This is a genomic window from Mesorhizobium sp. WSM4820 (assembly GCF_055811075.1).
Map to the genome: position 1 here is coordinate 384,865 of NZ_JBVVQN010000001.1, position 21,581 is coordinate 406,445.

The 21,581-nt window shown below is 61.6% G+C and carries 23 protein-coding genes and 1 pseudogene; 14 read left to right on the forward strand and 10 right to left on the reverse strand.

Features of this window, described 5'->3' with window-relative positions; all coding sequences use genetic code 11:
• Positions 1-2: 2 nt before the first annotated feature.
• Together AC0L2R_RS01965 and gloA are read right to left on the reverse strand one after the other, a co-directional pair.
• Entirely contained in the window at positions 3-296 is a 294-nt protein-coding gene (locus AC0L2R_RS01965; RefSeq protein WP_473507564.1) for a DUF2218 domain-containing protein, read from the reverse strand.
• Between the two features lie 27 nt (positions 297-323).
• Positions 324-764, reverse strand: coding sequence for a lactoylglutathione lyase (gene gloA / locus AC0L2R_RS01970; RefSeq protein WP_091591288.1), 441 nt, complete (start codon positions 762-764; stop codon positions 324-326).
• A 239-nt stretch (positions 765-1,003) separates the two neighbouring features.
• Between gloA and AC0L2R_RS01975 the strand changes: the two genes are divergently transcribed.
• The 3 genes from AC0L2R_RS01975 to AC0L2R_RS01985 all read left to right on the forward strand — a co-directional run bounded on the left by AC0L2R_RS01975 (position 1,004) and on the right by AC0L2R_RS01985 (position 3,134).
• Positions 1,004-1,579, forward strand: coding sequence for a cold-shock protein (locus AC0L2R_RS01975; RefSeq protein WP_329608822.1), 576 nt, complete (start codon positions 1,004-1,006; stop codon positions 1,577-1,579).
• A 254-nt stretch (positions 1,580-1,833) separates the two neighbouring features.
• Positions 1,834-2,346 (forward strand): DUF192 domain-containing protein, encoded by a 513-nt coding sequence (locus AC0L2R_RS01980; RefSeq protein WP_473507566.1) that lies wholly within the window; start codon positions 1,834-1,836, stop codon positions 2,344-2,346.
• Between the two features lie 20 nt (positions 2,347-2,366).
• On the forward strand, positions 2,367-3,134 hold the full coding sequence (locus tag AC0L2R_RS01985) for an alpha/beta fold hydrolase (RefSeq protein ID WP_473507567.1): 768 nt from the start codon (positions 2,367-2,369) through the stop codon (positions 3,132-3,134).
• Between the two features lie 171 nt (positions 3,135-3,305).
• Here AC0L2R_RS01985 and AC0L2R_RS01990 read toward each other — a convergent pair whose 3' ends face one another.
• Complete coding sequence (locus tag AC0L2R_RS01990) at positions 3,306-3,905, reverse strand: HD domain-containing protein (RefSeq protein WP_473507568.1); 600 nt, start codon at positions 3,903-3,905, stop codon at positions 3,306-3,308.
• A gap of 153 nt (positions 3,906-4,058) precedes the next feature.
• On the opposite strand from AC0L2R_RS01990, the gene cysE reads away from it, so the two are divergent.
• Together cysE and AC0L2R_RS02000 are read left to right on the forward strand one after the other, a co-directional pair.
• Complete coding sequence (gene cysE / locus AC0L2R_RS01995; RefSeq protein ID WP_027156043.1) at positions 4,059-4,907, forward strand: serine O-acetyltransferase; 849 nt, start codon at positions 4,059-4,061, stop codon at positions 4,905-4,907.
• A gap of 195 nt (positions 4,908-5,102) precedes the next feature.
• The gene (locus tag AC0L2R_RS02000) at positions 5,103-5,306 is read left to right on the forward strand and encodes a DUF3126 family protein (protein ID WP_013531334.1); all 204 of its coding nucleotides are present in this window, start codon (positions 5,103-5,105) and stop codon (positions 5,304-5,306) included.
• Positions 5,307-5,536: 230 nt separating this feature from the next.
• Here the strand turns inward: AC0L2R_RS02000 and AC0L2R_RS02005 are convergent, their stop codons facing one another.
• Positions 5,537-6,268: a hypothetical protein gene (locus AC0L2R_RS02005; RefSeq protein WP_473507569.1), complete on the reverse strand. Its 732-nt coding sequence runs from the start codon at positions 6,266-6,268 to the stop codon at positions 5,537-5,539.
• 320 nt (positions 6,269-6,588) lie between these two features.
• On the opposite strand from AC0L2R_RS02005, the gene AC0L2R_RS02010 reads away from it, so the two are divergent.
• A complete protein-coding gene (locus tag AC0L2R_RS02010; protein WP_128246578.1) occupies positions 6,589-7,116 on the forward strand; it encodes a gamma carbonic anhydrase family protein in 528 nt (175 codons plus the stop codon).
• A 52-nt stretch (positions 7,117-7,168) separates the two neighbouring features.
• Here the strand turns inward: AC0L2R_RS02010 and AC0L2R_RS02015 are convergent, their stop codons facing one another.
• Together AC0L2R_RS02015 and AC0L2R_RS02020 are read right to left on the reverse strand one after the other, a co-directional pair.
• The gene (locus AC0L2R_RS02015) at positions 7,169-7,597 is read right to left on the reverse strand and encodes an ankyrin repeat domain-containing protein (RefSeq protein ID WP_473507570.1); all 429 of its coding nucleotides are present in this window, start codon (positions 7,595-7,597) and stop codon (positions 7,169-7,171) included.
• A gap of 250 nt (positions 7,598-7,847) precedes the next feature.
• Positions 7,848-8,090, reverse strand: coding sequence for a DUF1127 domain-containing protein (locus AC0L2R_RS02020; RefSeq protein ID WP_473507571.1), 243 nt, complete (start codon positions 8,088-8,090; stop codon positions 7,848-7,850).
• Positions 8,091-8,264: 174 nt separating this feature from the next.
• Here AC0L2R_RS02020 and AC0L2R_RS02025 point away from each other — a divergent pair, with 174 nt between their 5' ends.
• Positions 8,265-10,277 (forward strand): BTAD domain-containing putative transcriptional regulator, encoded by a 2,013-nt coding sequence (locus tag AC0L2R_RS02025; protein WP_473507572.1) that lies wholly within the window; start codon positions 8,265-8,267, stop codon positions 10,275-10,277.
• A gap of 615 nt (positions 10,278-10,892) precedes the next feature.
• Complete coding sequence (locus AC0L2R_RS02030; RefSeq protein WP_473507573.1) at positions 10,893-12,866, forward strand: hypothetical protein; 1,974 nt, start codon at positions 10,893-10,895, stop codon at positions 12,864-12,866.
• 152 nt (positions 12,867-13,018) lie between these two features.
• Here AC0L2R_RS02030 and AC0L2R_RS02035 read toward each other — a convergent pair whose 3' ends face one another.
• Complete coding sequence (locus AC0L2R_RS02035) at positions 13,019-13,435, reverse strand: hypothetical protein (protein ID WP_473507574.1); 417 nt, start codon at positions 13,433-13,435, stop codon at positions 13,019-13,021.
• 630 nt (positions 13,436-14,065) lie between these two features.
• Here AC0L2R_RS02035 and AC0L2R_RS02040 point away from each other — a divergent pair.
• Positions 14,066-14,230, forward strand: a pseudogene (locus AC0L2R_RS02040) (SAM-dependent methyltransferase); the annotation flags it as partial.
• 234 nt (positions 14,231-14,464) lie between these two features.
• Here the strand turns inward: AC0L2R_RS02040 and AC0L2R_RS02045 are convergent.
• From AC0L2R_RS02045 to AC0L2R_RS02055, 3 genes are all read right to left on the reverse strand, one after another.
• Positions 14,465-15,073 carry a transglutaminase-like cysteine peptidase gene (locus tag AC0L2R_RS02045; protein ID WP_202362905.1) on the reverse strand — a complete coding sequence of 203 codons (609 nt, stop codon included), beginning with the start codon at positions 15,071-15,073 and terminating at the stop codon, positions 14,465-14,467.
• Positions 15,074-15,340: 267 nt separating this feature from the next.
• Entirely contained in the window at positions 15,341-15,958 is a 618-nt protein-coding gene (locus AC0L2R_RS02050) for a PilZ domain-containing protein (protein ID WP_027154470.1), read from the reverse strand.
• Between the two features lie 117 nt (positions 15,959-16,075).
• Complete coding sequence (locus AC0L2R_RS02055) at positions 16,076-16,714, reverse strand: PAS domain-containing protein (RefSeq protein WP_091591271.1); 639 nt, start codon at positions 16,712-16,714, stop codon at positions 16,076-16,078.
• A 421-nt stretch (positions 16,715-17,135) separates the two neighbouring features.
• On the opposite strand from AC0L2R_RS02055, the gene AC0L2R_RS02060 reads away from it, so the two are divergent.
• From AC0L2R_RS02060 to AC0L2R_RS02080, 5 genes are all read left to right on the forward strand, one after another.
• Positions 17,136-17,894 carry a rhomboid family intramembrane serine protease gene (locus AC0L2R_RS02060; protein ID WP_473507575.1) on the forward strand — a complete coding sequence of 253 codons (759 nt, stop codon included), beginning with the start codon at positions 17,136-17,138 and terminating at the stop codon, positions 17,892-17,894.
• Between the two features lie 102 nt (positions 17,895-17,996).
• The gene (locus AC0L2R_RS02065; RefSeq protein ID WP_023798170.1) at positions 17,997-18,428 is read left to right on the forward strand and encodes a CBS domain-containing protein; all 432 of its coding nucleotides are present in this window, start codon (positions 17,997-17,999) and stop codon (positions 18,426-18,428) included.
• A gap of 345 nt (positions 18,429-18,773) precedes the next feature.
• A complete protein-coding gene (gene gatB / locus AC0L2R_RS02070; RefSeq protein WP_473507576.1) occupies positions 18,774-20,273 on the forward strand; it encodes an Asp-tRNA(Asn)/Glu-tRNA(Gln) amidotransferase subunit GatB in 1,500 nt (499 codons plus the stop codon).
• 4 nt (positions 20,274-20,277) lie between these two features.
• Positions 20,278-20,766 carry a GNAT family N-acetyltransferase gene (locus AC0L2R_RS02075; RefSeq protein ID WP_473507735.1) on the forward strand — a complete coding sequence of 163 codons (489 nt, stop codon included), beginning with the start codon at positions 20,278-20,280 and terminating at the stop codon, positions 20,764-20,766.
• Between the two features lie 252 nt (positions 20,767-21,018).
• Positions 21,019-21,471: a phasin gene (locus tag AC0L2R_RS02080; protein WP_473507577.1), complete on the forward strand. Its 453-nt coding sequence runs from the start codon at positions 21,019-21,021 to the stop codon at positions 21,469-21,471.
• Positions 21,472-21,581 lie beyond the last annotated feature (110 nt).

A 21,581-nucleotide genomic window follows, 5' to 3' on the forward strand; every position in this document is an offset into this window, starting at 1 on the left:
GCCTACGCTGCCGAAGCCTTTTTCCAATCGAAGGTCAGCTCTTCGCGGAAAGCGAAGCGTTTGATGTGATCGGCGACGACCGTCTCCAGCCGCTCCAGCGAGCCGGCTTCGTCGGCGGCCACCGCGATATGCAGCGCTGCCGGGTCGGCATCGAGAACCGTGCGGCCCAGTGAGAGATCGATCGTGCCGTGGTTCGGATCGAACGCGACGGGAAACTTGTGCGCCCAGTGCTTGCAGAGCTGCTGCAGATAGCGGCTCGCATGTTCAGTGACGACGGTGGCATGGCTGGTCGGCATGAATGGATTCTTCCCTAATGTCGCTGGTTACCAGCTTCCAGTGTTCGGCATCGACGCCCAGGGCTCGGCCTTGGCCTTGGCCGGGCCTTTCTGCAAAAGCTCGATCGAGATGCCGTCCGGCGATTTGACGAAGGCCATGTTGCCGTCGCGCGGCGGCCGGTTGATGGTGACGCCCTTGTCCATCAGCTGCTGGCAGGTGGCGTAGATGTCGTCGACCTCGTAGGCGAGGTGGCCGAAATTGCGGCCGCCCTTGTAGTCTTCCGGATCCCAATTGTAGGTGAGCTCGATCAGCGGCGCCTTGTCGGTGATGCCGCTTTGCTCGTCCTCGTCAGCTGCGAGGAAAATCAGCGTGTAGCGCCCCTGTTCGTTTTCGTGGCGACGCACTTCCTTGAGGCCAAGCTTGTTGCAGTAGAACTCGAGCGAGGCATCGATGTCGGCGACACGGACCATGGTGTGGAGGTAGCGCATGTGATTTTCCTCGAAATGTTGCTTTGCGGCGGAACATAGGGGCCACCCGGCCAAAGGGCAATTCCCGATAGCTGCTCCTGCCGGCAAACAACAAATCCGGTATTCCCGCAATGAACCGTGAAAAAACGCAGCTCAGGTCTTGCACACACCGGAAACGGAAGTGTTAATCTAACGTCAAGAATCAGTTGTGGTATTCTTGGAAAAAGGGGGGCGTTGTTATGGGGGAAAAAGCCTCTTTCATGGGGCGGGACGGAACCGGTCACGACGCCTTGCAAAGAGACGAGAGCGGCGACACGGCCGGTCTTGTCGAGATTGCTGGCGCTATCAAATGGTTCGACGTGGCCAAGGGTTACGGTTTCATTCTTCCCGATGACGGCTCTTCCGGCGATATTCTCCTCCATGTGACATGCCTTCGAAAAGACGGTTTCCAGACCGCCTTGGAAGGTGCGCGCGTTGTCTGCCTGGTCAAGCAAGGTGAGCGCGGATTGCAGGCGTTCCGCGTGCTCTCCATGGATCTCACCACGGCGACCCATCCGGCGGAGATGCAGGAGCAGCGCACCCACGTCTCGGTGACGCCGGAAAGCGGCCTCGAACGGGCGCTGGTGAAATGGTTCAACCGCACCAAGGGCTTCGGTTTCCTGACCCGGGGCGAGGGCACCGAGGACATTTTCGTCCACATGGAGACGCTGCGCCGTTACGGTATTACCGAGCTCAGGCCGGGGCAGGTCGTGCTGGTCCGCTTCGGGCGCGGCGACAAAGGCCTTATGGCTGCCGAAATTCACCCGGATATGGGTACCTTGCCCGTCTCGCATTAAAGTCCCACCTCGATCGAATCGGGACGCGACCTGGTGCTTTCCGCTTGACCGTGATCTTTATCGAACCGTAGGTTCGGGATCCTGGTCCAGGTGGTTTGAGATTCAGGTCAGGCCGCGCCGAAAATGGTGGATTCCGAGAACCGGAGCGGAGCGTACTTTTGGGTACAGGAGCACCGGAAGCACAGGAAACCGCCGTTTGCAGGCCGACCTCACCTGAATTTCAACATACCTAGGACGATGGCCGAGGAGTCTGAATGACTTACAGGAACTGGCTGACAACGGGCGTAGTCTGCGCCGCGATCGCCTTTGTCATCGCCACAGGCGCTTTCTTCCATTCGCAGCAACCAGCTTCGGCAGACAGCCGGGCGATGATCCTTGCCGTCGACCCGCAGCCGCTGGTCGCGGTGACGAACGGCGGCGAACGCTCATTCTCCGTCGAAATCGCCGACACCTCCGCGGAGCGCGAGGCTGGCCTGATGTTTCGCCAGGAGATGGCCGATGACCATGGCATGCTGTTCGTGTTCGAGGAGGCTCGGGATGTCAGCTTCTGGATGAAGAACACGCCGATGCCGCTCGACCTGATCTTTGTCGGTCAGGACGGCAGGATCCGGGCGATCAAGCAAGGCGAGCCGCAATCCGAGGCGATGATCTCGCCCGGCGAGCCGGTTCGCTTCGTGCTCGAGCTCAAGGCGGGCACCGCCGCCAGGAGCGGCATCGAGGACGGCGACCTGTTGCGTCACCCGGCAATCGGCACTGCGCGCAACTGAACGCGCAGGATCCATCGCAGATGCAGTTTTTCTCCCATGACGGTTTTGACCTTGCCTTCCTCGACCGCCAGCCGGCATCGGGGCAGGGCGATCCGGTGCTCATGATCCACGGCTTTGCCTCGACCCATTACGTCAACTGGGTATCGCCCGGTTGGTTCAAGGCGCTGAACGATGCCGGCTACCGCGCCATCGCCTTCGACAATCGCGGCCACGGCGCCTCGTCGAAGAGCTATCAGGAGGCAGACTATACGCCGGCAAAAATGGCTTCCGACGGGGCAGCGTTGCTGAACCATCTCGGCATCGAACGCGCCCATGTCATGGGCTATTCGATGGGCGCGCGGATTTCCGCGTTCCTGGCGCTTTCCGACCCGGATAAGGTGGCGACGCTGGTCTTCGGCGGTCTCGGCGTCGGCATGGTCGACGGCGTCGGCGACTGGGATCCGATCGCCGCCGCCCTTCTGGCCGACGATCCAGATAGCACCAGCCATCCACGCGGCCGCTCGTTTCGCGCCTTCGCCGACCAGACCCGCAGCGACCGCCGGGCGCTGGCCGCCTGCATTGCCACCTCACGGGAATTGCTGGCCGAGGCCGACATTGCGCGCATTGCCCAGCCGACGTTGATTGCCGTCGGCACCAAGGACGATATCGGCGGTTCGCCCGACGAACTGGCCGCCTTGATGCCGAACGCCAGGGCTTTCCACATCGAGGGCCGCGACCACATGCTGGCCGTCGGCGACAAGTCCTTCAAGCAGCGGGTGCTGGAGTTTTATGCCGAAAATCCGCTGTGAGTAGTAGGTGCGCCTCTCCCTTCTCCCCTTGTGGGAGAAGGTGTCGCCGAAGGCGACGGATGAGGGGTGTTCCAGCTTGACACCGACAGCGCTCCGGCCAGCACCCCTCATCCGTCTTGGCGCTGCGCGCCAATCCACCTTCTCCCACAAGGGGAGAAGGAAGAAGCCAGGTCATCCCCCGAGCGCTTCGAGCGAACGCGCCATGTTTTGCCGAGCCTGAGCCTCGAACCGCTGCCGGAATTCCTCGGTGTGAAAAATACGCGGGCGGGCGAGGAAGCCCTTCAGAACGGCACTGCGGCCGGCACGCCACATCGGCTCTTCCACCCAGCCATATTCGCGGCGAACCGCCTGTTCATAGGCGTCGAACGCATCAGGCGGCGCCCCCAGGATCGCCAGGTCCATGTCGAGGAACAGCGCTGCGTCGCGGGCGGCATTCTCGTCGTCAAACTGCGGCAACTCATGCGTGGCGGTGGCTGATATCATCGCGGTGATACGGCCAAGGCGCTGCGCATCGGTGCGGCCGGCGAGCTTTTTCTCGGCAAGGACGGCACTCCTCGCCTCGTTGTCCTTGGCCCGGCTGTCATAGATGGCGTCGTGGAACCAGATCGCCGCCTCGACCGCCTCGGGGTCGTGCAACGATGCCCGATAGTGGCCGGCCAGCGCCAGCATCGCCTCGATATGGGCAAGGCTGTGATAGTGGCGGCCTTCGGCCTGGTAGAGCGCGGAAAGCTCGCGCTTCAGCGGCTCGTCGATCAAGGCTTGGTTTTCCATGGCCGCTTGAATTTCCGTGAACCCAAATCCATTTGACGATGCACTAAAGGAAATTGAGTTCAACCGTGCTATGATCTGGCTTATAGAGCATGTCGCGCAAAAGTGCGCAGCGGTTTTGGTGCCAAGCCGGAGACATTAGGCCGGAGACCATTGATGAACAGCGTTACGATTGCCCGCCCGACCATGGTGAAGCCGATCGACCCGATCTGGCGCTCGATCCGCGACGAAGCGATGGAGGCGGTCAACCGCGATCCGCTGCTGGCGGCGTTCCTCTATTCGACCATCCTCAACCAGGAAAGCCTGGAGGAGGCGGTCATCCATCGGCTGGCCGAGCGGCTCGCCCATCAGGATATCGGTTCCGATCTCATCCGCCAGACATTCAAGGCGATGGCAGCCGACGACAACGACTGGTCGTCGACGGTGCGTGTCGACATCCAGGCCTATTACGACCGCGATCCGGCCTGCGACCGCTTCATCATGCCGGTGCTTTATTTCAAGGGTTTTCATGCCATCCAGACGCACCGGCTGGCGCATTGGCTGTGGAACCAGGGCCGCCAGGATTTCGCGCTCTACCTGCAGAGCCGGTCGTCCTCGGTCTTCCAGACCGACATCAACCCGGCCGCCCGCATCGGCAAGGGCATCTTCCTCGACCACGCCACCGGCCTCGTCGTCGGCCAGACGGCGGTGATCGAGGACGACGTGTCGATCCTGCACGGCGTGACGCTGGGCGGCACCGGCAAGGCCGGCGGCGACCGCCATCCAAAAATCCGCTACGGCGTGCTGATCGGCGCCGGCGCCAAGATCCTCGGCAACATCGAAGTCGGCCATTGCTCCAAGATCGCGGCAGGGTCGGTAGTGCTGTCGCCAGTGCCGCACAACAAGACGGTTGCCGGCGTGCCGGCCCGCGTCGTCGGTGAGACCGGCTGCGACCGGCCCTCGCGGCAGATGGACCAGCTTTTGCCGTCGCAATCGATGGACCACGTCGTCAGCTTCGACATCTGAACGCTCGGGCAGGGCCCGTTGCAAAGGCGTCTTTCTCCCCGTCACTATACGGGCAGAAATGCCCGGCAGGGCAATGAGGGGCAGCGCAACCTCAAGCGATTGCCCTGGTTCTCTCGCCGGCTTGCCTTTACATCGCCATTGTCGACGTGCCAGAAGCGCGCTCAAACGAGCAAGACCGACGATCGGAGAAGACTTTTGAAGCCGGACGAAATCAGAAAGCTGGACGCCTATTTCAAGCGCGTCTTCCAGAACCCCAAGCTTGAAGTGAAGGCGCGGCCGCGCAAGGATGATTCGGCCGAGGTCTATGTCGGCGACGAATTCCTCGGCATCGTCTTCAAGGACGAGGACGACGGCGACTATAATTTCTCGATGGCGATCCTCGACATCGACCTCGCCTGAGCCGGGAGGCGATCGGTGCCGGCCGACCTTGAGCCAGCTTGCTCGCCGCACCCTCTTCTTCAACGTTGGCGATTGGCGAAAGAAGAACGAATAGCCAATCTCCCCCCTTGAGGGGGAGATGCCCGGTAGGGCAGAGGGGGGTGCTGTCCCGCCGACGTCGCGCAAATTTCTGCGCTGCTGCGATCAAAAGTCACTGAGCAGATTCTCGCACGGTTCGCTTCATCATCATCCTAATGCCCGGCCTTCAGCATACGCGCAGCCTTGGCGGCGATGGCTGCGTCGAGCGCCTGCCAGTCGCCCAGAAATTCCATGGGAAAGCGGTAGGTGAGGCTGAGATTGTCGCCGACGAGAATGTCGCGTTCGCAGGGCGCCAGCGATTGCGCAGCACTTGGGCCGCTCAGGCAGCGGGCCACGAACGGGTCCTTGCCCCGGCGATTGCCGACCGCCAGCACCTCGTTGAAATAGCCCGATTTTTCATTGAAGCCGTAAAGCGTCGTGCCGCCCGGACCGGGCGTGCCGGGCTCGACGATCAGGGCGCTGTAGATCGGCGCGAAGCGGCCGCTCATGTCACGCGACATGACCTGTCGTTCGAACGACAGAAAAATGATGCTCTTGGCTGATCCAGTGTGGTTGAAATCGTCGCGGGCCGCCTCGCTGTAGCCGTCCATTTCGGGATAACGCAGATAGAGGTCGAGACGCGAGGCGATGCCGTCGCGCCGCGCCTGGTCGAAGCGGATGACATTGGCCGGCACGGCGATGACGTTGTTGCCGATCACCACCTCGTGGACTGTCGTGTCGTCGGTATATCCGGCCATGGCGATCGAGCGGCCCAACCATTTGCCGCCAAGGCTGATCGTCATCGAAAGCACCACCAGCGCCGCGAACACGTAGAACACCCGCTTCATCAGCCTGGAATCGACGACGGTGAGTTGCGGACCGTTGGCGGTGGCTGCCTGCTTCATCGCGATCCCCGATTATCGGCAGCGTGTCTCAATGTGTCTGTTCCCTTGGGCTGTCCTTGAGCGACCCATGTGCGTGGCACGGCTCTTGCGGCACGCCTGTCGAAACACGACTGTGCGATTTCATGGTAAACGGAAGGTGAAGATGGGTCCGGTTGGACACACACTCGTTGCTTTTAGTGTTGCCTGACGGCGCTGATCTCTTGCGGTTGCACGGCGACGATCTTTGGCGTTGGGCGTCGTGCTGATCGACATTGCATCCCAGGTAGGCACTCTCCTAGGGTCGACCGATCTTTCACCCTGAGACGATTCGGAGGAGAAAAATGCCGCTCTATGCGATCGATGGAAAAGCCCCCGGTTTCGAGGACGCCGACAGCAACTGGATCGCGCCCGACGCTACCCTGATCGGCGACATACAGATCGGCCGCAACGCGGGCTTCTGGTTCGGTGTCGTCATCCGCGGCGACGACGAGCCGATCATCATCGGCGCCGATACCAATGTGCAGGAACACACGGTCATGCATACCGATGTCGGCTTTCCCCTGACCATCGGGCAAGGCTGCACGATCGGCCATCGCGCCTTGCTGCATGGCTGCACGATCGGCGACAACAGCCTGATCGGCATGGGCGCCATCGTGCTGAACGGCGCGAAGATCGGCAGGAATTCGCTGGTCGGCGCCGGCGCCCTGGTCACCGAAGGCAAGGAATTCCCCGACAATTCGCTGATCATCGGCTCGCCCGCCCGTTTGGTGCGAACACTGGACGATGCCGCGGTGGCAAGCCTGCGCGCTTCGGCCGCCCACTACGTCGCCAACGGCAAGCGCTTCAAGGCGGGGCTGACGAAGACCTGAGGCCAGCTTTGGCAAATCTTCGGCTATAGGTTCACCGGCATCGTCGCCCAACTCACCGTCCATTGGAGCCGCGCCTGGTCATTGCATCGCGCAGCAACGAAGCGCCGGCTTCAAAGCCGGCATTGTCGGCGTCCTCGAGGGCTGTCGTATAGTCGTCGATGCGGGTTTCGAGCGATGGGTCGGCGCCCGCCGCCAACAGCAGGCGGATGGCATCGACGCTACGGATGGCAACCGCATAGTGAAGCGGCGTCCAGTCGTTTACGCCCCGCATGTTCAGGTCTGCGCCCCCATCGATCAGGGTTCGGACTATTTCCAGCCTGTCAGCCCGGTCGGCGGAGAGTGCCGCAATGATTGCCGGAAAACCGCCGTGGTGGTGATAGTTCGGGTCCGAGCCCGCATCCAGTAATATCGAGATGAAAGCGGCGGGGCTCCAATAGATCGCATACTCCAGTGGATGCCCAAGGCCGAGTTCAAAGGGCATTGCTCGTCGAACCAGCCGGGTGAGCCGCCGAGAGCCACACCGAGGCCCTCGAAGTCGCCCGCCTTGAACGCGTCGTCGATGGCCTCGAACAGGCGGTGGCGCTCGCATCGATCTTTCGGGATTTCCAACATCGCAGCGATCCGGAGGTTGAATTGGCCGCCATATTGCTCCCATCCGCCGCTGCCTGAAAGCCTCATGGCGGCTGCGATTGGAGAGCAGGTCGATAGCTTTGCGCAGCCGTACGCCGGACTTATCGCATCGACATCAAGTTCGTGATCAGACCTGCCTTGATGTCGAGTGCGGGTCGATGGGCCTCCGGATGACCGATGTCGTCCAGCTGATCGGGCGTCAAGTCGGCTAGTGCCATGCGTCTTGCGACGGTCCGTCGCCATCCCCTGAAGGCGGCGATCATTAGTGCTATGCTTTTCCTGCCAGATCCAAACAGGCGTTTTTTCGACGCGTTGCGGCCGGTGCGAGTTTCCGTATGAGCCATTTCTAGTCTCCCATTCGATGTTTGTGAGTGGGAGCGTGCCACGCGAGTGTTTTCGGGCTGTTCGGCTGTGCGTGAAAAAAACGGAAAAGCCCGACGAGCTGCCGTTAAATCGGTGTTAAATCCATCTGCCGGAATGCTATTCTGCCGCGGCGGTCGAAGTCTGGAGACGGATCTGTGCGCATCAGGTTGCTGGGCGGCCTCGAGATTACCTCCCCGGAGCGCCGGCCCGTCCGCTTCGCCACGCGCAAGACTTCGCTGCTTTTTGCTGCCTTGGTGCTGGCGGGCCGCCGCGGCCATCGTCGCGAGCAGCTTTCCGAAGCCTTTTGGCCGGGACGAAGCAATGGCCAGGCCCGCAATAGTTTGCGGCAAGCGCTGGTCGACATCCGGCGCTCGTTCCCGACCAGCAAGGATGCCATTGTCTACATCGATGGGGATCAGGAAGCCATCGCGCTGATTGCCGGTCCTGATGACGCGGACATTTCGATCTTCGACCGGAAACTGGAGCAGGGCGGGGCGGCCGATCTGGCCTTCGCCGCCGACCTCTACCGCGGTGGGCTGCTTGCGGGGGAAGCCATTCCTGAGGAACTGGCTGAGTGGTTTGGACCCTATCTGGACAGGTATCAGCGCAAGGCCCTGCAGTTGGTCGATCGGCTGAGCCTCGCGCTGCCGATACCCGGCTCAGCGGAAGAGACGGCCTGCGAAGGGCTGGCAGAGAGATTGCTTGCCTCAGATCCGACCGCGGAGGCCGCCCATCGGGCGCTGATCCGGATCCACGCTCATCGCGGTCACGAAAACGCCGCCTTGCGCCAGTTCGAGCTTTGTCGGACTGCCCTGAAAAAGCAGCTGGATGCGGAGCCGGAGGCGCAGACAAGCTCACTGGCGGCTTCTCTGCAATCCCGCGAACGAATTGGATATCAGCGGCCCGGGCCGAGCTCTGGCGTCGTGTCGCTGCCGCAGGGCCTGTCAGTCCCAGCGAGACACGACGATCGACCGTCGGTGGCAGTGTTGCCGTTTCAAAATCTGAGCGGTGATATGGAGCAGGAATACTTTGCCGACGGTATGGTGGAAGACATCGTCACCGCCCTGGCTCACTTTCGTCACCTGTTCGTAGTCGCACGGAATTCGAGTTTTACCTACAAGGGACGCTCGATAGACATAAAGCAGGTCGGGCGTGAACTGGGCGTGCGCTATGTGGTCGAGGGAAGTGTGCGGAAAGCGGGTGAGCGCCTGCGCATCACCGGACAACTCCTCGACGCTTCGAGCGGCCTCCACCTGTGGGCTGACCGTTTTGAAGGTACTCTAGCCGAGGTTTTTGATTTTCAGGACCAGATCGCCTCGAGCATCGTCGGCGCGATCACCCCAAAGGTCGAGGAGGCGGAAATTGAGCGCGCCAAGCGCAAGCCGACTGAGGACCTCGACGCCTACGACTATTATCTGCGCGGGTTGGCGTCCCACGACCGAGCAGTCAACACCAAGGAAACCATGGATGACGCTCTGCGGTTCTTCATGAAGGCGATCGGCTGTGACCCGGTGTTCGCTGCCGCCTATGCCCGGGCGGCGCGCTGCTATGCGGCGCGAAAGAGCAACCGCTGGATGATCGATCGCTTTGAAGAGACTGCCGAGGCGACCCGACTGGCAAAGAGAGCCATCGAACTTGGATGGGACGATGCAATTGCCCTTTCGTACGGCGGATACGTGCTCGGCTATGTAGGCGGCGATGTGGAGGAAAGCGCGGCGTGCATCGAACGCGCGCTTGGCCTGAACCCGAACTTGGCTGCGGCGTGGGGTTACAGCGCGTGGGTTCAAGCGTGCTTAGGTGAGCCGGAGAAAGCCGTCGAGCGCGCCGCGCAGGCAATGCGCCTCAGTCCGTTCGATCCTCGCTTTTTTGTTTGGGAATTTTGCACCGCGCTCGCTCACTTTTGTGCCGGGCGCTACAACGATGCTGCTGAGTGGGCGAAAAGGTCTTTGCGTTCGCAACCAAACTACGCGAGCGCGGCGCGTGTGGCGACGGCAAGCTACGTCTTGGCCGGTCGGCTTTCGGAAGCCGAGAAGATGATGGCTCGCCTGCGCGAACTCGACCCTACGTTGCGGCTTTCGAATCTCGCTGAGGTGCTGCCGCCGTTTTATCGACCGGACGATCGCAGCAGATATATCGAAGGCCTTCGCAAAGCGGGCCTGCCGGCCTAACGCCGTGTCAGCGCCAAGCGAGGCAAACGGCTTGGCACCAGATGGCCGACGTACTGCCGATGGATGCTAACTATAAGGTGACGGTTGACCGTGGAGGCCTGTGACCTAGCTTAAAGCTTAGCCGGACCGTCCAGAGCCGGAAATGGTGGGATGGTGCGCTACCGTGGGAGAACTCTCGGGACGTTGAGATGCAGAGGTGCAAGTCGGCTTTTCAGAGCCTGTGCGCCCTTGGTGGCCGACAATCGGCGGCCACGGCCTGTCAAGTTTCGTTTCAAACAAAAGTCATCTGCGCCGGCACGCCTATCAACGCGCGACCGCCGCTCCGCCATGCAACAACAATTCGAGCACTGGAGGGACCTCGAAGCAAGTGACAGCTTCGAACGCGACCAAAGGCTTTAGCCAGCACCAAGGCGAGGGGCCAACAACGCTTCACGATCTTAAGATTACACCCAAAACCGCACAGGCACGGCAATGCCAAATCATCTTGCCGAAATTTACGCAAACAGCGCAGATCTCGCCGTCCTGGGCGGGATAGCAGCATTTGCCTCGATGGGCCTATATCTTGTGCTAAGGCGTATCCTTATCGGGGTGCAACGGCGTCGCCTCAAATCAGATGTGAGCGAACGCGGATCTGACCTCCCCGAGGAGGAGGAGGTTTCTTGGGATTGGGAAAGCCCGGTCGACCTTGCAACCGAGCCTGCTTCTTCTTCTCAGGTTGCCGTGCCCTCAGACACGGCAGACCTGGGTATTCGGCGTCAGGATGCCAATAGCCTTCGGTTCGGGGTGCAAATCGAGTATTTCGACGTGATCTCCGAAGCTTGCGAGAGTTCGTCTGTGACCCAGACCAACGCTTTCGCTTCCGCGACGAACATAGCGCAACCCGGCCGACTTGCGACATCGATCAGGGAAATCGCTGGCTATGTCCATAGGCAGGTGGCGGCTGATCTTGCCGCCCTAACTAGTCCAGTCAGGGCTCTGAGCCGTATGCCGACACAACTCGCCCTCGCGAAGGATCCTGACCCCACCACAGCGATGGCCTCACGTCCTCGGGTTCGCAGGCCGGTCGGTCTTGTGCCCCGCTTTGGCGTCGCCGCAATCTGTCTGGCCGTGCCGCTTAGCTATGCGATGACGAGACAAAACTGGGTCGAAAGCGCCCCCGCCATTTCGCGGGTCCAGGGCAACGCCAATCCTTCGCGACCCATCGAGCTTCCGGCGAGTGCTGCATTAGATGTGCGTGGGCCAGCCCAGGGAGACGAGCGCACGAGTGTCGAATTGCTCAGCCCGGATCTCACGGCTGCCCGGGCGCAAGTCGGAGCAGCTGGTGCTCAGGCAGCCGCAGCGAAGGAATTGGACGGCCAGGAGCGCCGGGCGGCGGAAGGTGAGCGCGCCAGGAGCGCCGCTCTGCAGCGAGCGCTGCTCGAATCGCGCAAGGAGATCGACGCGCTGAGGACAAGCATGGCAGCCGCTGCCAACGTACGCCAGGAGCAATTGCGCAACGAGCTCGCGGCAGCCCGTACAGCTGACGCATTGCGGCGCCTTGCGGGAGATGCCCGCACGATGCTGAGCGAGGCCACCAACTATGTCTTTACGGAGATGCCCGCTGCTCACCTGGAGCGTCAGCGAGCCGAATGGGTGGCGCGCGATCTATCGCGAGCGCAGGCGCAAATTGAGCGGCTTGAGACCGAGGCCGCCGGGGATCGCGCCAAGGCCAAGGCTTCGCTGGCGCAAGCGAGCGGAATGCTCGATGACGACCGCCGAAAGTCAGACGAACTTCGTGGCGAGCTCTCCAAAGTGAAACTGTCCAATGCTGCGCTCATGGAGCGCGCGGACGCGGCTGAGCAGGAATTGACCGGTGCCGTCACAGCGAGAGAACGAGTGGAGCAGACGGCAGCCGAGACGGAGCGGGCGCTGGCGCGACAACAGGCGGCAGCAGCTTCGACGCGTGAGGAGCTGAAAAAAGCTCGCCTCGAGCGCGACGCGGCTGAACAGGAACGAGCCAGGGCAGTCTCAGCGAGAAAGCGTGCCGAGCAGACTGCAACCGAGACATCGCAGGCTCTGGCAAGAGAACGCGCTGCAGCAGTCTCGACGGGGGAGGAGCTGAAAAAAACTCGCATCGAGCGCGACGCGGCTGAACAGGAACGAGCCAGAGCAGTCGCAGCGAGAGAACGAGTGGAGCAGACTGCAACCGAGACGGCGCATGCTCTGGCACGAGAACGCGCTGCGGCAGTCTCGACCCATGAGGACCTCGATAAAGCTCGCCTCGAGCGCGACGCCGCCCGAGCACTTTTGCTACAGGTCGCCAAGCTGAAGGAGGCTTTGGACAAGCAACGTGACGTCACTGTTTCTCTTTCCCGCGACCTGGCCGCCGCGCGCGCGGACAATGACAGGCTCAGGGCTGAGCGTCGCAGCGCCAACATTGAGCCGCCGCTGAAGCGGCGCGCTGGCCGCGCAGCCGCCGCTGCCGGCGGGGTGAAGGCTGTCAGCCAGAAGACTGCACGCAGCAAGGCTCGCGACCCGGCGCGGATTGCGGGGGTGCGTTCTCTCACACTTCCCTATCCCCTCAGGCCAAGACAGGCGACATTGGAGTGACTTCCAAGACGACTGCGCGGTCCTCCTGTTGAAGGCCCAAGCTCTTTGAGATCATTGCGACACGTGTGTATTGCGAGAGTAGACTAGGATGAATCGAATCACACCATTCGAATTCATTCTGCTCTCGTCGGCGAGTAGTTCTGCGCGATACGCTATGTCAGCCCGATCACACTGCCTGTAGCATTCAATTCGCATTTGATCGGCGCCTGCCGCGTCTCCACGTTGCCTTGCCGTCCATAGTCGATGCTGACCTCGACGGGAGCTGAGATCGTATCCGGGCTCAACCGAAGTATGGAACCTGCGCTGCTGACGCGCACACTGGTCGCGCCAAACGGGGCGGCGGCCGACTCGATCGCATCACGGCAGGCGCGAACGACTTCATCCGGGACGCCCGGCAGCGCCTTGATTGGACTGACCGTTGCTGGACTGTCGACGTCACCAGGAGGCTGAAGGCTGGACGGAAGGTCGAGCGACCGTCCACTTGCGGACCGGGCGACACTGACGGCAGTGGCGGCCGTGGTTGCCGCAACTGCCGCCGTTGCAGTGGTGCTGGTCCCATCGTCATCCACCGGTGACCTGCTGCTGGAGCCGCTGGGTCCTTTGTGCGCGCCGTCTTTGCGGCCTTCACCGTGGTGGCTGGCAGCGCTATTGCCTCCGCCACCCTGGCTGGCAGCGCTATTGCCTCCGCCACCATGGTTGCCACCGCTTTTGCCTCCGCCGCGCTCGCCGCCGGCGGTAGCTCCCGCGCAAGCTACCGCGATCGAGCAAACGAATACGAAATATGCCCAGCTGGATTCAGAGGATTGACGCACGACCACCTCCATAAAGTGCGTCGGTCGAACCGTCTTTCCGCGCCATGCAGTCAGAAAGGCGCAACCGCCGCCGCCCCCAGGCAAACCTCGCGACTAACCGCCCACGGAGGGTAACTAGGGGATCAATCCGGTGTATCAAGGACGCTGTACGCGGTACGTGCGTCGTCCCGGCTACCGGCGGGCGGGGAGGCCACGATCTGACCACGTCGCTGACATTCTGAGGTGCAGCGTTAGAGAACTGCAAGCGTCTCTACAACTAGCCGACTCGCCTTTTGATGAGATGGTCTGCGAGGCCGGCCGCCTCATCGGCGATTGCCGGTATTGTCCCCCGATTTCCGCGTCGATCCGGAAAACGAGGCCGGCAAATAGAGGCCCGGAAGAATGCCCACATTCGTGTGCACGCCCGCCTCTCTGTCGCAGGAAGTCTGGCTTGGGCTTGGCGCCCAGGCCGGCGAGGCGAGGTTGCGCAAGGTGGTGACCGGCGGTGGCTTCAAGCGCTTCCGTCGCGCCGCCGAGACGCCGTTCAACATGGTGCTGGAGGCTCGCCCCTAATGCGAAACAACGACCTAAAGCGCGTCGCATGAGGCCGCTCAAACGCGACGCGCTTTAGAGTGCGGACGCTATCTGGCGCGGCCGTCGCAAATGCATGTCGCGCAAAAACGCGCGGCGCTTCCGGGACAGCGTGCCGCTTCAAAAAAGTGGAGCCGGCCCGGGGACGGGGCCGGCTCCTAAACCCGGTCGTTGGGGACGGGGAGTGGGGCTCGACCGGGTTTTTGCGTCGCGTCCTTAGCGGACGCTGGCAACCGCGCCGGAGCGGCCGTCGTTGATCGTTACCCAGGCGCCCGAATTCTGGCTCGATTGGCGCTTCAGATAGGTGTAGTCGGTGTTGGTCCAGGACAGCACCCTGGTTTCGAGATTGTCGAGGATGAACTCTCCGAGGCTGGTGCGCACGGTCAGCACCGCGTGGCCGTCTCCGTTCGGCTGGCGCGCAACCGTCATCAGCAGGTCGCCGGCCGGAACGCCGATGTTCATCAACGCGCGGCGCTTTTCCAGCGCATAATCCTCGCAGTCGCCGAATTCGCTGTTGGAATAGGACCAGACCTCTTCCTTGCCCCACAGTTCCATATCGGTGCGCGGCGCGATCCTGCTGTTGACCGAATTGTTGATGCTGACGATCTTCGCCCACAGCTTGCGGGTCAGCTCGATCGGCGCCTGCTTCGGCGTCCGCTGACTGCATTCCTGCGGGATCTTCTGGCAGAACTCGTAATGGCCGACCGGCTGTGTGGTGCGGCTGCCGGTGTGCATGAAGGCAGGTCCCGCTGCATACGCTGTCCCCCAGGCGGTAAGCTGCGTCGCCATTGCCAAGAGCAACAGCTTGCCCCTCGTCTTCTTCATCGTCCAGTCTCCCCGTTTGAGGAGACAATGACACGATTGGATTTATTCGACGCAAAGGCTCGAAGTAGACATTAAGTAAAACGCCCATAGAATAAACATAAAATTTGAATCATTTCAGTATAAAATTGTTGAGGTGGTTTTCGCCGGGATCACATCGGCGCGGCGCGGGCGCCTTGGCGCGGCATCGGTGGCAGGCTGCGTTGACCGGCGTTCCAACAAAAAACCGGCCGAAATGGGCCGGTCGATTGCGGGAATGTGCGCTGTTTGTCAGGTGCCGGATGCGTTGAATTCGGAATCGAGCGTTTCCGGCCGCTGGATGACCGCGAACTCGATGGCGATGCCGTCCTCGAAATGGCGCACCACCTGGCCGCGCATGGTGCCCAGCATGACCTGGATGCCGATTGCCGGCTTGACGTCGATCTCGACCGCGGCGCCCGAAAGCGACAGGTCGATGATGCGGCACTGGTACTGGCGCCCGTCGCCGAGCTGAAGCACGCTGGTCGGATTGCGCGGCGCCACGCGTTCGTGGCGGCGGTCTTCCGGCAGATCGAGCTCGTGCTTGTTGGCAAGCCAGGTCAATTGCGCTGCAAGCTTGTCCTTCTTGCGTTCCGACGCGATGACCGTCATCGCGAAACCGTCCTGCAGGATGCGGGTGACGACGCCTTCGATGCGGCCGATGTGATCGATATAGGCGATGACTTTCTCGCCCGGCATGCCGATGCGCTCGGTGCGAAGCGCTACATTGCCCGGCGACATGTCGACCACCTGGCACGGATGTTCGGTGCGATCCTCCAGCATGAAGCGTCCATAGATCTTCACGCGGACGCGCTGAAAGTTGCGCCTTTCAGCTTGGGACGGCGCGGTGTCGACCGCCGCTGACCTCATGACTGCCTACACCCTGTTTGGCATTCCGCGCGTTGATGCGAGGAACTTCGCCGGAAAGCTACAGCGAAGCGGGTTAACAAAGGGGAAAGCCTGACGCCGCTACTTTAGGATTTTGGATTATTCCCCGCGCCCGCCGTCGAATACGACCAGATGACGGATGCGGCGTGCCTGGCCGAGCGCCGAAATCGTCTGGGACGGATCGAGTTCCGACGGGACAAGCGAGGGAACATCGATGGCCGGCCGGTTCTTGAGGAATTTCGGTTCCTTCTCCGGATCGACGAGACGGATCGAATCGATCAGGGCGTCGGCGATTGGATCCGCGCCCAGCCAGAAGGGTTTTTCAGCGGCGCTTATCACGCCGAGGCAGCGCGGATTGTCGACCCCGCCGTCGAGCGGCAGGGCGAGCAGCTCGAACTTGCTGGAACGGTCGGTGCGGCTGAAACCTTCATAGGTGATGAGCACGACGGATTTCTGATCGAAGACGCCCTGGATCAGTTTCGAGATAAGCCGCTGGTCCTTCTCGCGCCAAAGCGAGGGAAAGGAAAACCCCTTGAGTTCACGGCCATAGACCGCGCAAAGCCTGGTGCCGGCGAGCCGGAATACCGCTTCGCCGCGCGTATCTTTTTCCAGGATGAATGTGTCGGCCAGCAGCGACTTGATATCGGCCGGCTCGACTTCCGAACGCTTCGGGGCAGGGCGCCCGTCACGCAGCCGGTTCCAATAATGGAACAGCGTGATGGATCCGTTCTGGTTCATGTTATGCTGCTCCGCGCAATCTGTCGTCTGATGTCCCATCGGTGAACAGAAGGGCGCCCTCCGAGGACCTACATGCGTTGCGGAGCAGGATGCGTGCCAGCATCGTTAACACTTGTTCACGGGTCGGGGCCGTTAAGGTTAACAATTGGTTTACGTTGCGCTCCGCCCAGGCCCGTGGCACGTTAAAACCACTCCAGAAGCGGTCGTTTCGCAGCGATCGGCAGCATTTCAGTCAAGAGTTTGGGGGAGCATGGGGGCTCGACCAGCCGTTCAAGGGCAACCTTGGACGGCTTCTTTTTGATTCGCGCCAATTTTGATTCGCGCCGTTTTGATTTGCGTGGGGCGATTCGCCCCTTTGTGAATCGGGTGACCGTGATCTACATGCTCGCGAAGTCGAAACCAGCGACTGAGTGCGAGCCATATGAGCGAACCAGCAAGCCCCTCGGAAATCGAACAGGGCGAGGGCGGACCTGTCGGCCATGAGCCGGAGCCGCGCCGCGAGCCGGTGTTCAACATGCCGCCCGTTGTGCTGGCGGTGATCGGCATCTGCGTCGTCCTCTATCTCATGCAGGAGTACGTGCTTAGCCAAAGCCAGCTGCTGACATTGTTGTACGATGCGGCCTTCATTCCAGTTCTTTATACTGGCCAATATGGCTTCGACTGGTTCCTGTTTTCCCGGCCCTTCACCTATGCCTTCCTGCATGGTGGCTTTGCTCATCTGGCCGTCAACATGGTGTGGCTGGCGGCTTTCGGCTCACCACTGGCGAACCGCTTCGGCGCGCTTCGTTTCAGCCTGTTCTTCGCCGCGACGGGGCTGGCGGCGGTGGTGCTGTTCTGGGCCGTGCATCCGCTCGGCGAGGCGCCGCTGGTCGGCGCGTCGGGGGCGATTTCCGGCATGATGGGGGCCGCCGCGCGCTTCGGCTTCCGCACCGACCGCTCGTCCGGCAAAGCCGCCTTCGCCGGCGCGCCGCTGCCGATGGCGGCGGTGTTCCGCTCGCGCGGCGTTGTGACTTTTCTTGCCATCTGGATGGTGATCAATCTCGCCACCGGCCTCGTTGCCTTCGCGCCCGGCATCGACAGCCAGATCGCCTGGGAGGCTCATATTGGCGGTTTCGTCGCCGGCTTCTTCGGCCTGCGGGCTTTTGATCGGCGGCAGCAGGCGGGCGAGTTCAGGGCCTGAGCCTCGCCGCACTTGAAAACCAATCGATCGCGGCGCACGATGTCTGGCACTAGGGAAAGCCGGTCAGGGCAGGAACCGGCAAGGTAAACTGAGGAGGACGCCATGACTGTTAAGGCAATTCTCGAGCAGAAGGGCCACGACGTGTTGACGCTCGGGCCGAACGAAAAACTGAGCGAGGCCATTCGCATCCTGGCCGAGCACAGGATCGGTGCGCTGGTCATCACCAATGGTGATCACAAGATCGTCGGCATCCTTTCCGAGCGCGACGTCGTGCGGGTCCTCGCCCGGGAAGGGGCCGCCGCATTGGATATCGCGGTGCGTTCGGCGATGACCCCCAAGGTGAAGATCTGCAATGAGAACCACACCGTCAACGAGGTCATGGAGATCATGACCAGTGGCCGTTTCCGCCATCTGCCGGTGGAAAAGGACGGCCTGCTCGACGGCATCGTGTCGATCGGCGACGTGGTCAAGCGGCGCATCGAGGATGTCGAGCGCGAGGCCGCGGAGATCAGGGCCTATATCGCGACGGCGTGAGATCGCCAGCAAGTTTTGTCGAAGTCGGCGCCGCCCCTCATCGCCCTGCCGGGCACTTCTCCCCGTATAGTGACGGGGGAGAAGGGGCCGGCCGCAGCCTTGGCGGCTTTTCTTGCTACAATGGAGATTGGCGAAATCGTTGATGCGGGCGCCCCTCTCCCCGTCACTACACGGGGAGAGGATGCCGGCAGGCAGGTGAGGGGCAGCGCAAACGTTTCCAATAACGGTTGCCCCTACCAGCCTGCGGCTTCACGCTTGTCTCCTTTTGCGGTTTGCATTAGCGGATGACTTCACTTTAAACGTCGAATTCACGTGAATTCCGTCACCGATAACGCGCAGGCCACCATGACCCTCATCGACACCCGCACACCCGACGCCAAGCGCCTGATATCAGGCGCCACCGGCGACTGGGAGATCATCATCGGCCTCGAGGTCCATGCGCAGGTGACCTCGCAAGCAAAACTGTTCTCCGGCGCCTCGACGGCTTTCGGTGCGCCGCCCAACGCCAATGTCAGCCTCGTCGATGCGGCGATGCCGGGCATGCTGCCGGTCATCAACGAGAAATGCGTCAAGCAGGCGATCCGCACCGGCCTCGGGCTGAAGGCCGAGATCAACCACAAATCGGTCTTCGACCGGAAAAACTATTTTTATCCCGATCTGCCGCAGGGCTATCAGATTTCACAGTTCAAGCAGCCGATCGTCGGCGAGGGCAAGGTGATCGTCTCCGTCGGGCCCGACCGGCAGGGCGAGTTCGAGGACATCGAGGTCGGCATCGAGCGCCTGCATCTGGAGCAGGATGCCGGCAAGTCGATGCACGACCAGCATGCGACGATGTCCTATGTCGACCTCAACCGCTCCGGCGTGGCGCTGATGGAGATCGTCTCCAAGCCCGACATGCGATCCGCCGACGAGGCCAAGGCCTATGTCACCAAGCTGCGCACCATCGTGCGATACCTCGGCACTTGCGACGGCAATATGGACGAAGGCTCGCTGCGCGCCGATGTCAACGTCTCGGTGCGCCGGCCCGGCGGCGAATTCGGCACGCGCTGCGAGATCAAGAACGTCAACTCGATCCGTTTCATCGGCCAGGCCATCGACTACGAGGCGCGCCGCCAGATCGCCATCCTAGAGGACGGCGGCAAGATCGACCAGGAAACGCGGCTGTTCGATCCCAACAAGGGCGAGACGCGCTCGATGCGTTCCAAGGAAGAAGCGCACGACTACCGCTATTTCCCGGATCCAGACCTTCTGCCGCTGGAATTCGACCAGGCCTATGTCGATGCGCTGGCAAAGGATCTGCCTGAACTGCCCGACGCCAAGAAGGCGCGGCTGATCTCCTCGCTCGGCCTGTCGACCTACGACGCTTCGATCCTGGTGTCGGAAAAGGCGGTCGCCGACTATTTCGAGAAGGTGGCCGCCGGTCGCGACGGCAAGCTTGCCGCCAACTGGGTCATCAACGATCTGCTCGGTGCTTTGAACCGAGCCGGCAAGGGTATTGAAAATGCTCCGGTTTCGCCCGATCAGCTCGGCGCGGTCATCGATCTGATAAAAGAGGGCACCATCTCCGGCAAGATCGCCAAGGATCTGTTCGAGATCGTCTGGAACGAAGGCGGCGATCCGCGCCAACTGGTCGAAAGCCGCGGCATGAAACAGGTCACCGACACCGGCGCCATCGAAAAGGCGGTCGACGAGGTGATATCAGCCAATCCCGACAAGGTCGAGCAGGCGCGCGCCAAGCCGAGCATGGCCGGCTGGTTCGTCGGCCAGGTGATGAAGGCGACTGGCGGCAAGGCCAACCCGCAGGCCGTCAACGACCTCGTCAAGGCCAAGCTCGGGATCGAATAGGATGATGTTCGTTCGCACCGCTGGCGAGCGCGATCTTGCCTCGGTCCGGGCGCTGCTGGTCGAAACGTGGCACGCCACCTACGACGCCATCTATGGTGCTGCCAAAGTCGCTGAGATAACAGATGAATGGCATTCCATCGCCTCGCTCAAGGCGCGGCTGACACGGCCGAACTCCGAATTCCTGGTCGCAGACGATGGCAACCGCATTGGCGGGATGGCGTTCGCCGCAGCCACCACGGATGCGAGGATCGTCATGCTGAACCAGCTCTACGTTCATCCGGCCTGCCAGAGGCAAGGGATCGGCCAGGCGCTGCTGGAAGAGGTCGAGGCCAGCTTTCCCGAAGCGCGGACGCTGCGTGTCGAAGTGGAAGAGGCAAATGCTCCCGCCGTCGCCTTCTATCGCTCGAAAGGGTTTTTGCCGGCCGGGAACACTGCTGACTGTGGCGGTGGCTCAGGGCTGCCGGCGCTGATTTTGGAAAAGGCGATCGAATAGATTTGCCTGGCCTGACAGGTCGCAGTTGCGTTTTTACGGGGCTGCGCCGGTCGGTTGCGGGCTGAATTGCGGAATCGCGGTCCGCAAAAAACACGCCCGAAGGTCGAAATTCACCAGTGGCTAACGCTGGGGCAAAAAAGCATGGTGCGACGCACAAAAATATTGCAATGCACTGCAGATGCCGTAACGTCAGGTTCTAGATGAACGAGACGGCCTTTCTACAAAGGTCGCCCACCGCAAAGGATGGAAACTATGACCAAGACCGCTGATAAAACTGCTGAAAACGTTGAGAATGCAGAAGTCCGGACCGAGGTAACCGATCAGTTCCGCGCCGTCGCCGAAAAGGGCGTCGAGCAATCGAAAGAAGCCTTATCGAAATTGGCGACCGGCGCCGAGGCGACCCAGAAGGCTCTTGAGTCATCCTTCGAAACAGCCAAGACCGCCAGCAATGAGCTGTCGCTGAAGACGATCGCCGCTTTGCGCGCAAATGTTGAGGCCAGCTTTTCTCACCTCGAAGCCCTGGTTGCCGTGAAATCGCCCTCCGAGTTCGTCGAACTGCAGACAGACTTCTTGCGCAAGCAGGTGGAAAAGACCGTCGAGCAGAGCAAGGAGCTTCAGGCGGCGGCGACGAAAGCCGCCGAAGACGTATCCAAGCCGATCAAGGATGTCTACGAGAAGGCGATGAAGGATCTCAAGGTCGCCTGATTGGCCTAAGGCATGTCGCGCAAAAAGCACGCCCTCGGGCTTGAACCGAGGGTGCGAAGCGGTTTTGCAATAACGACATGCATCAAAGCAACAACTTGAAGCGCGTCGCA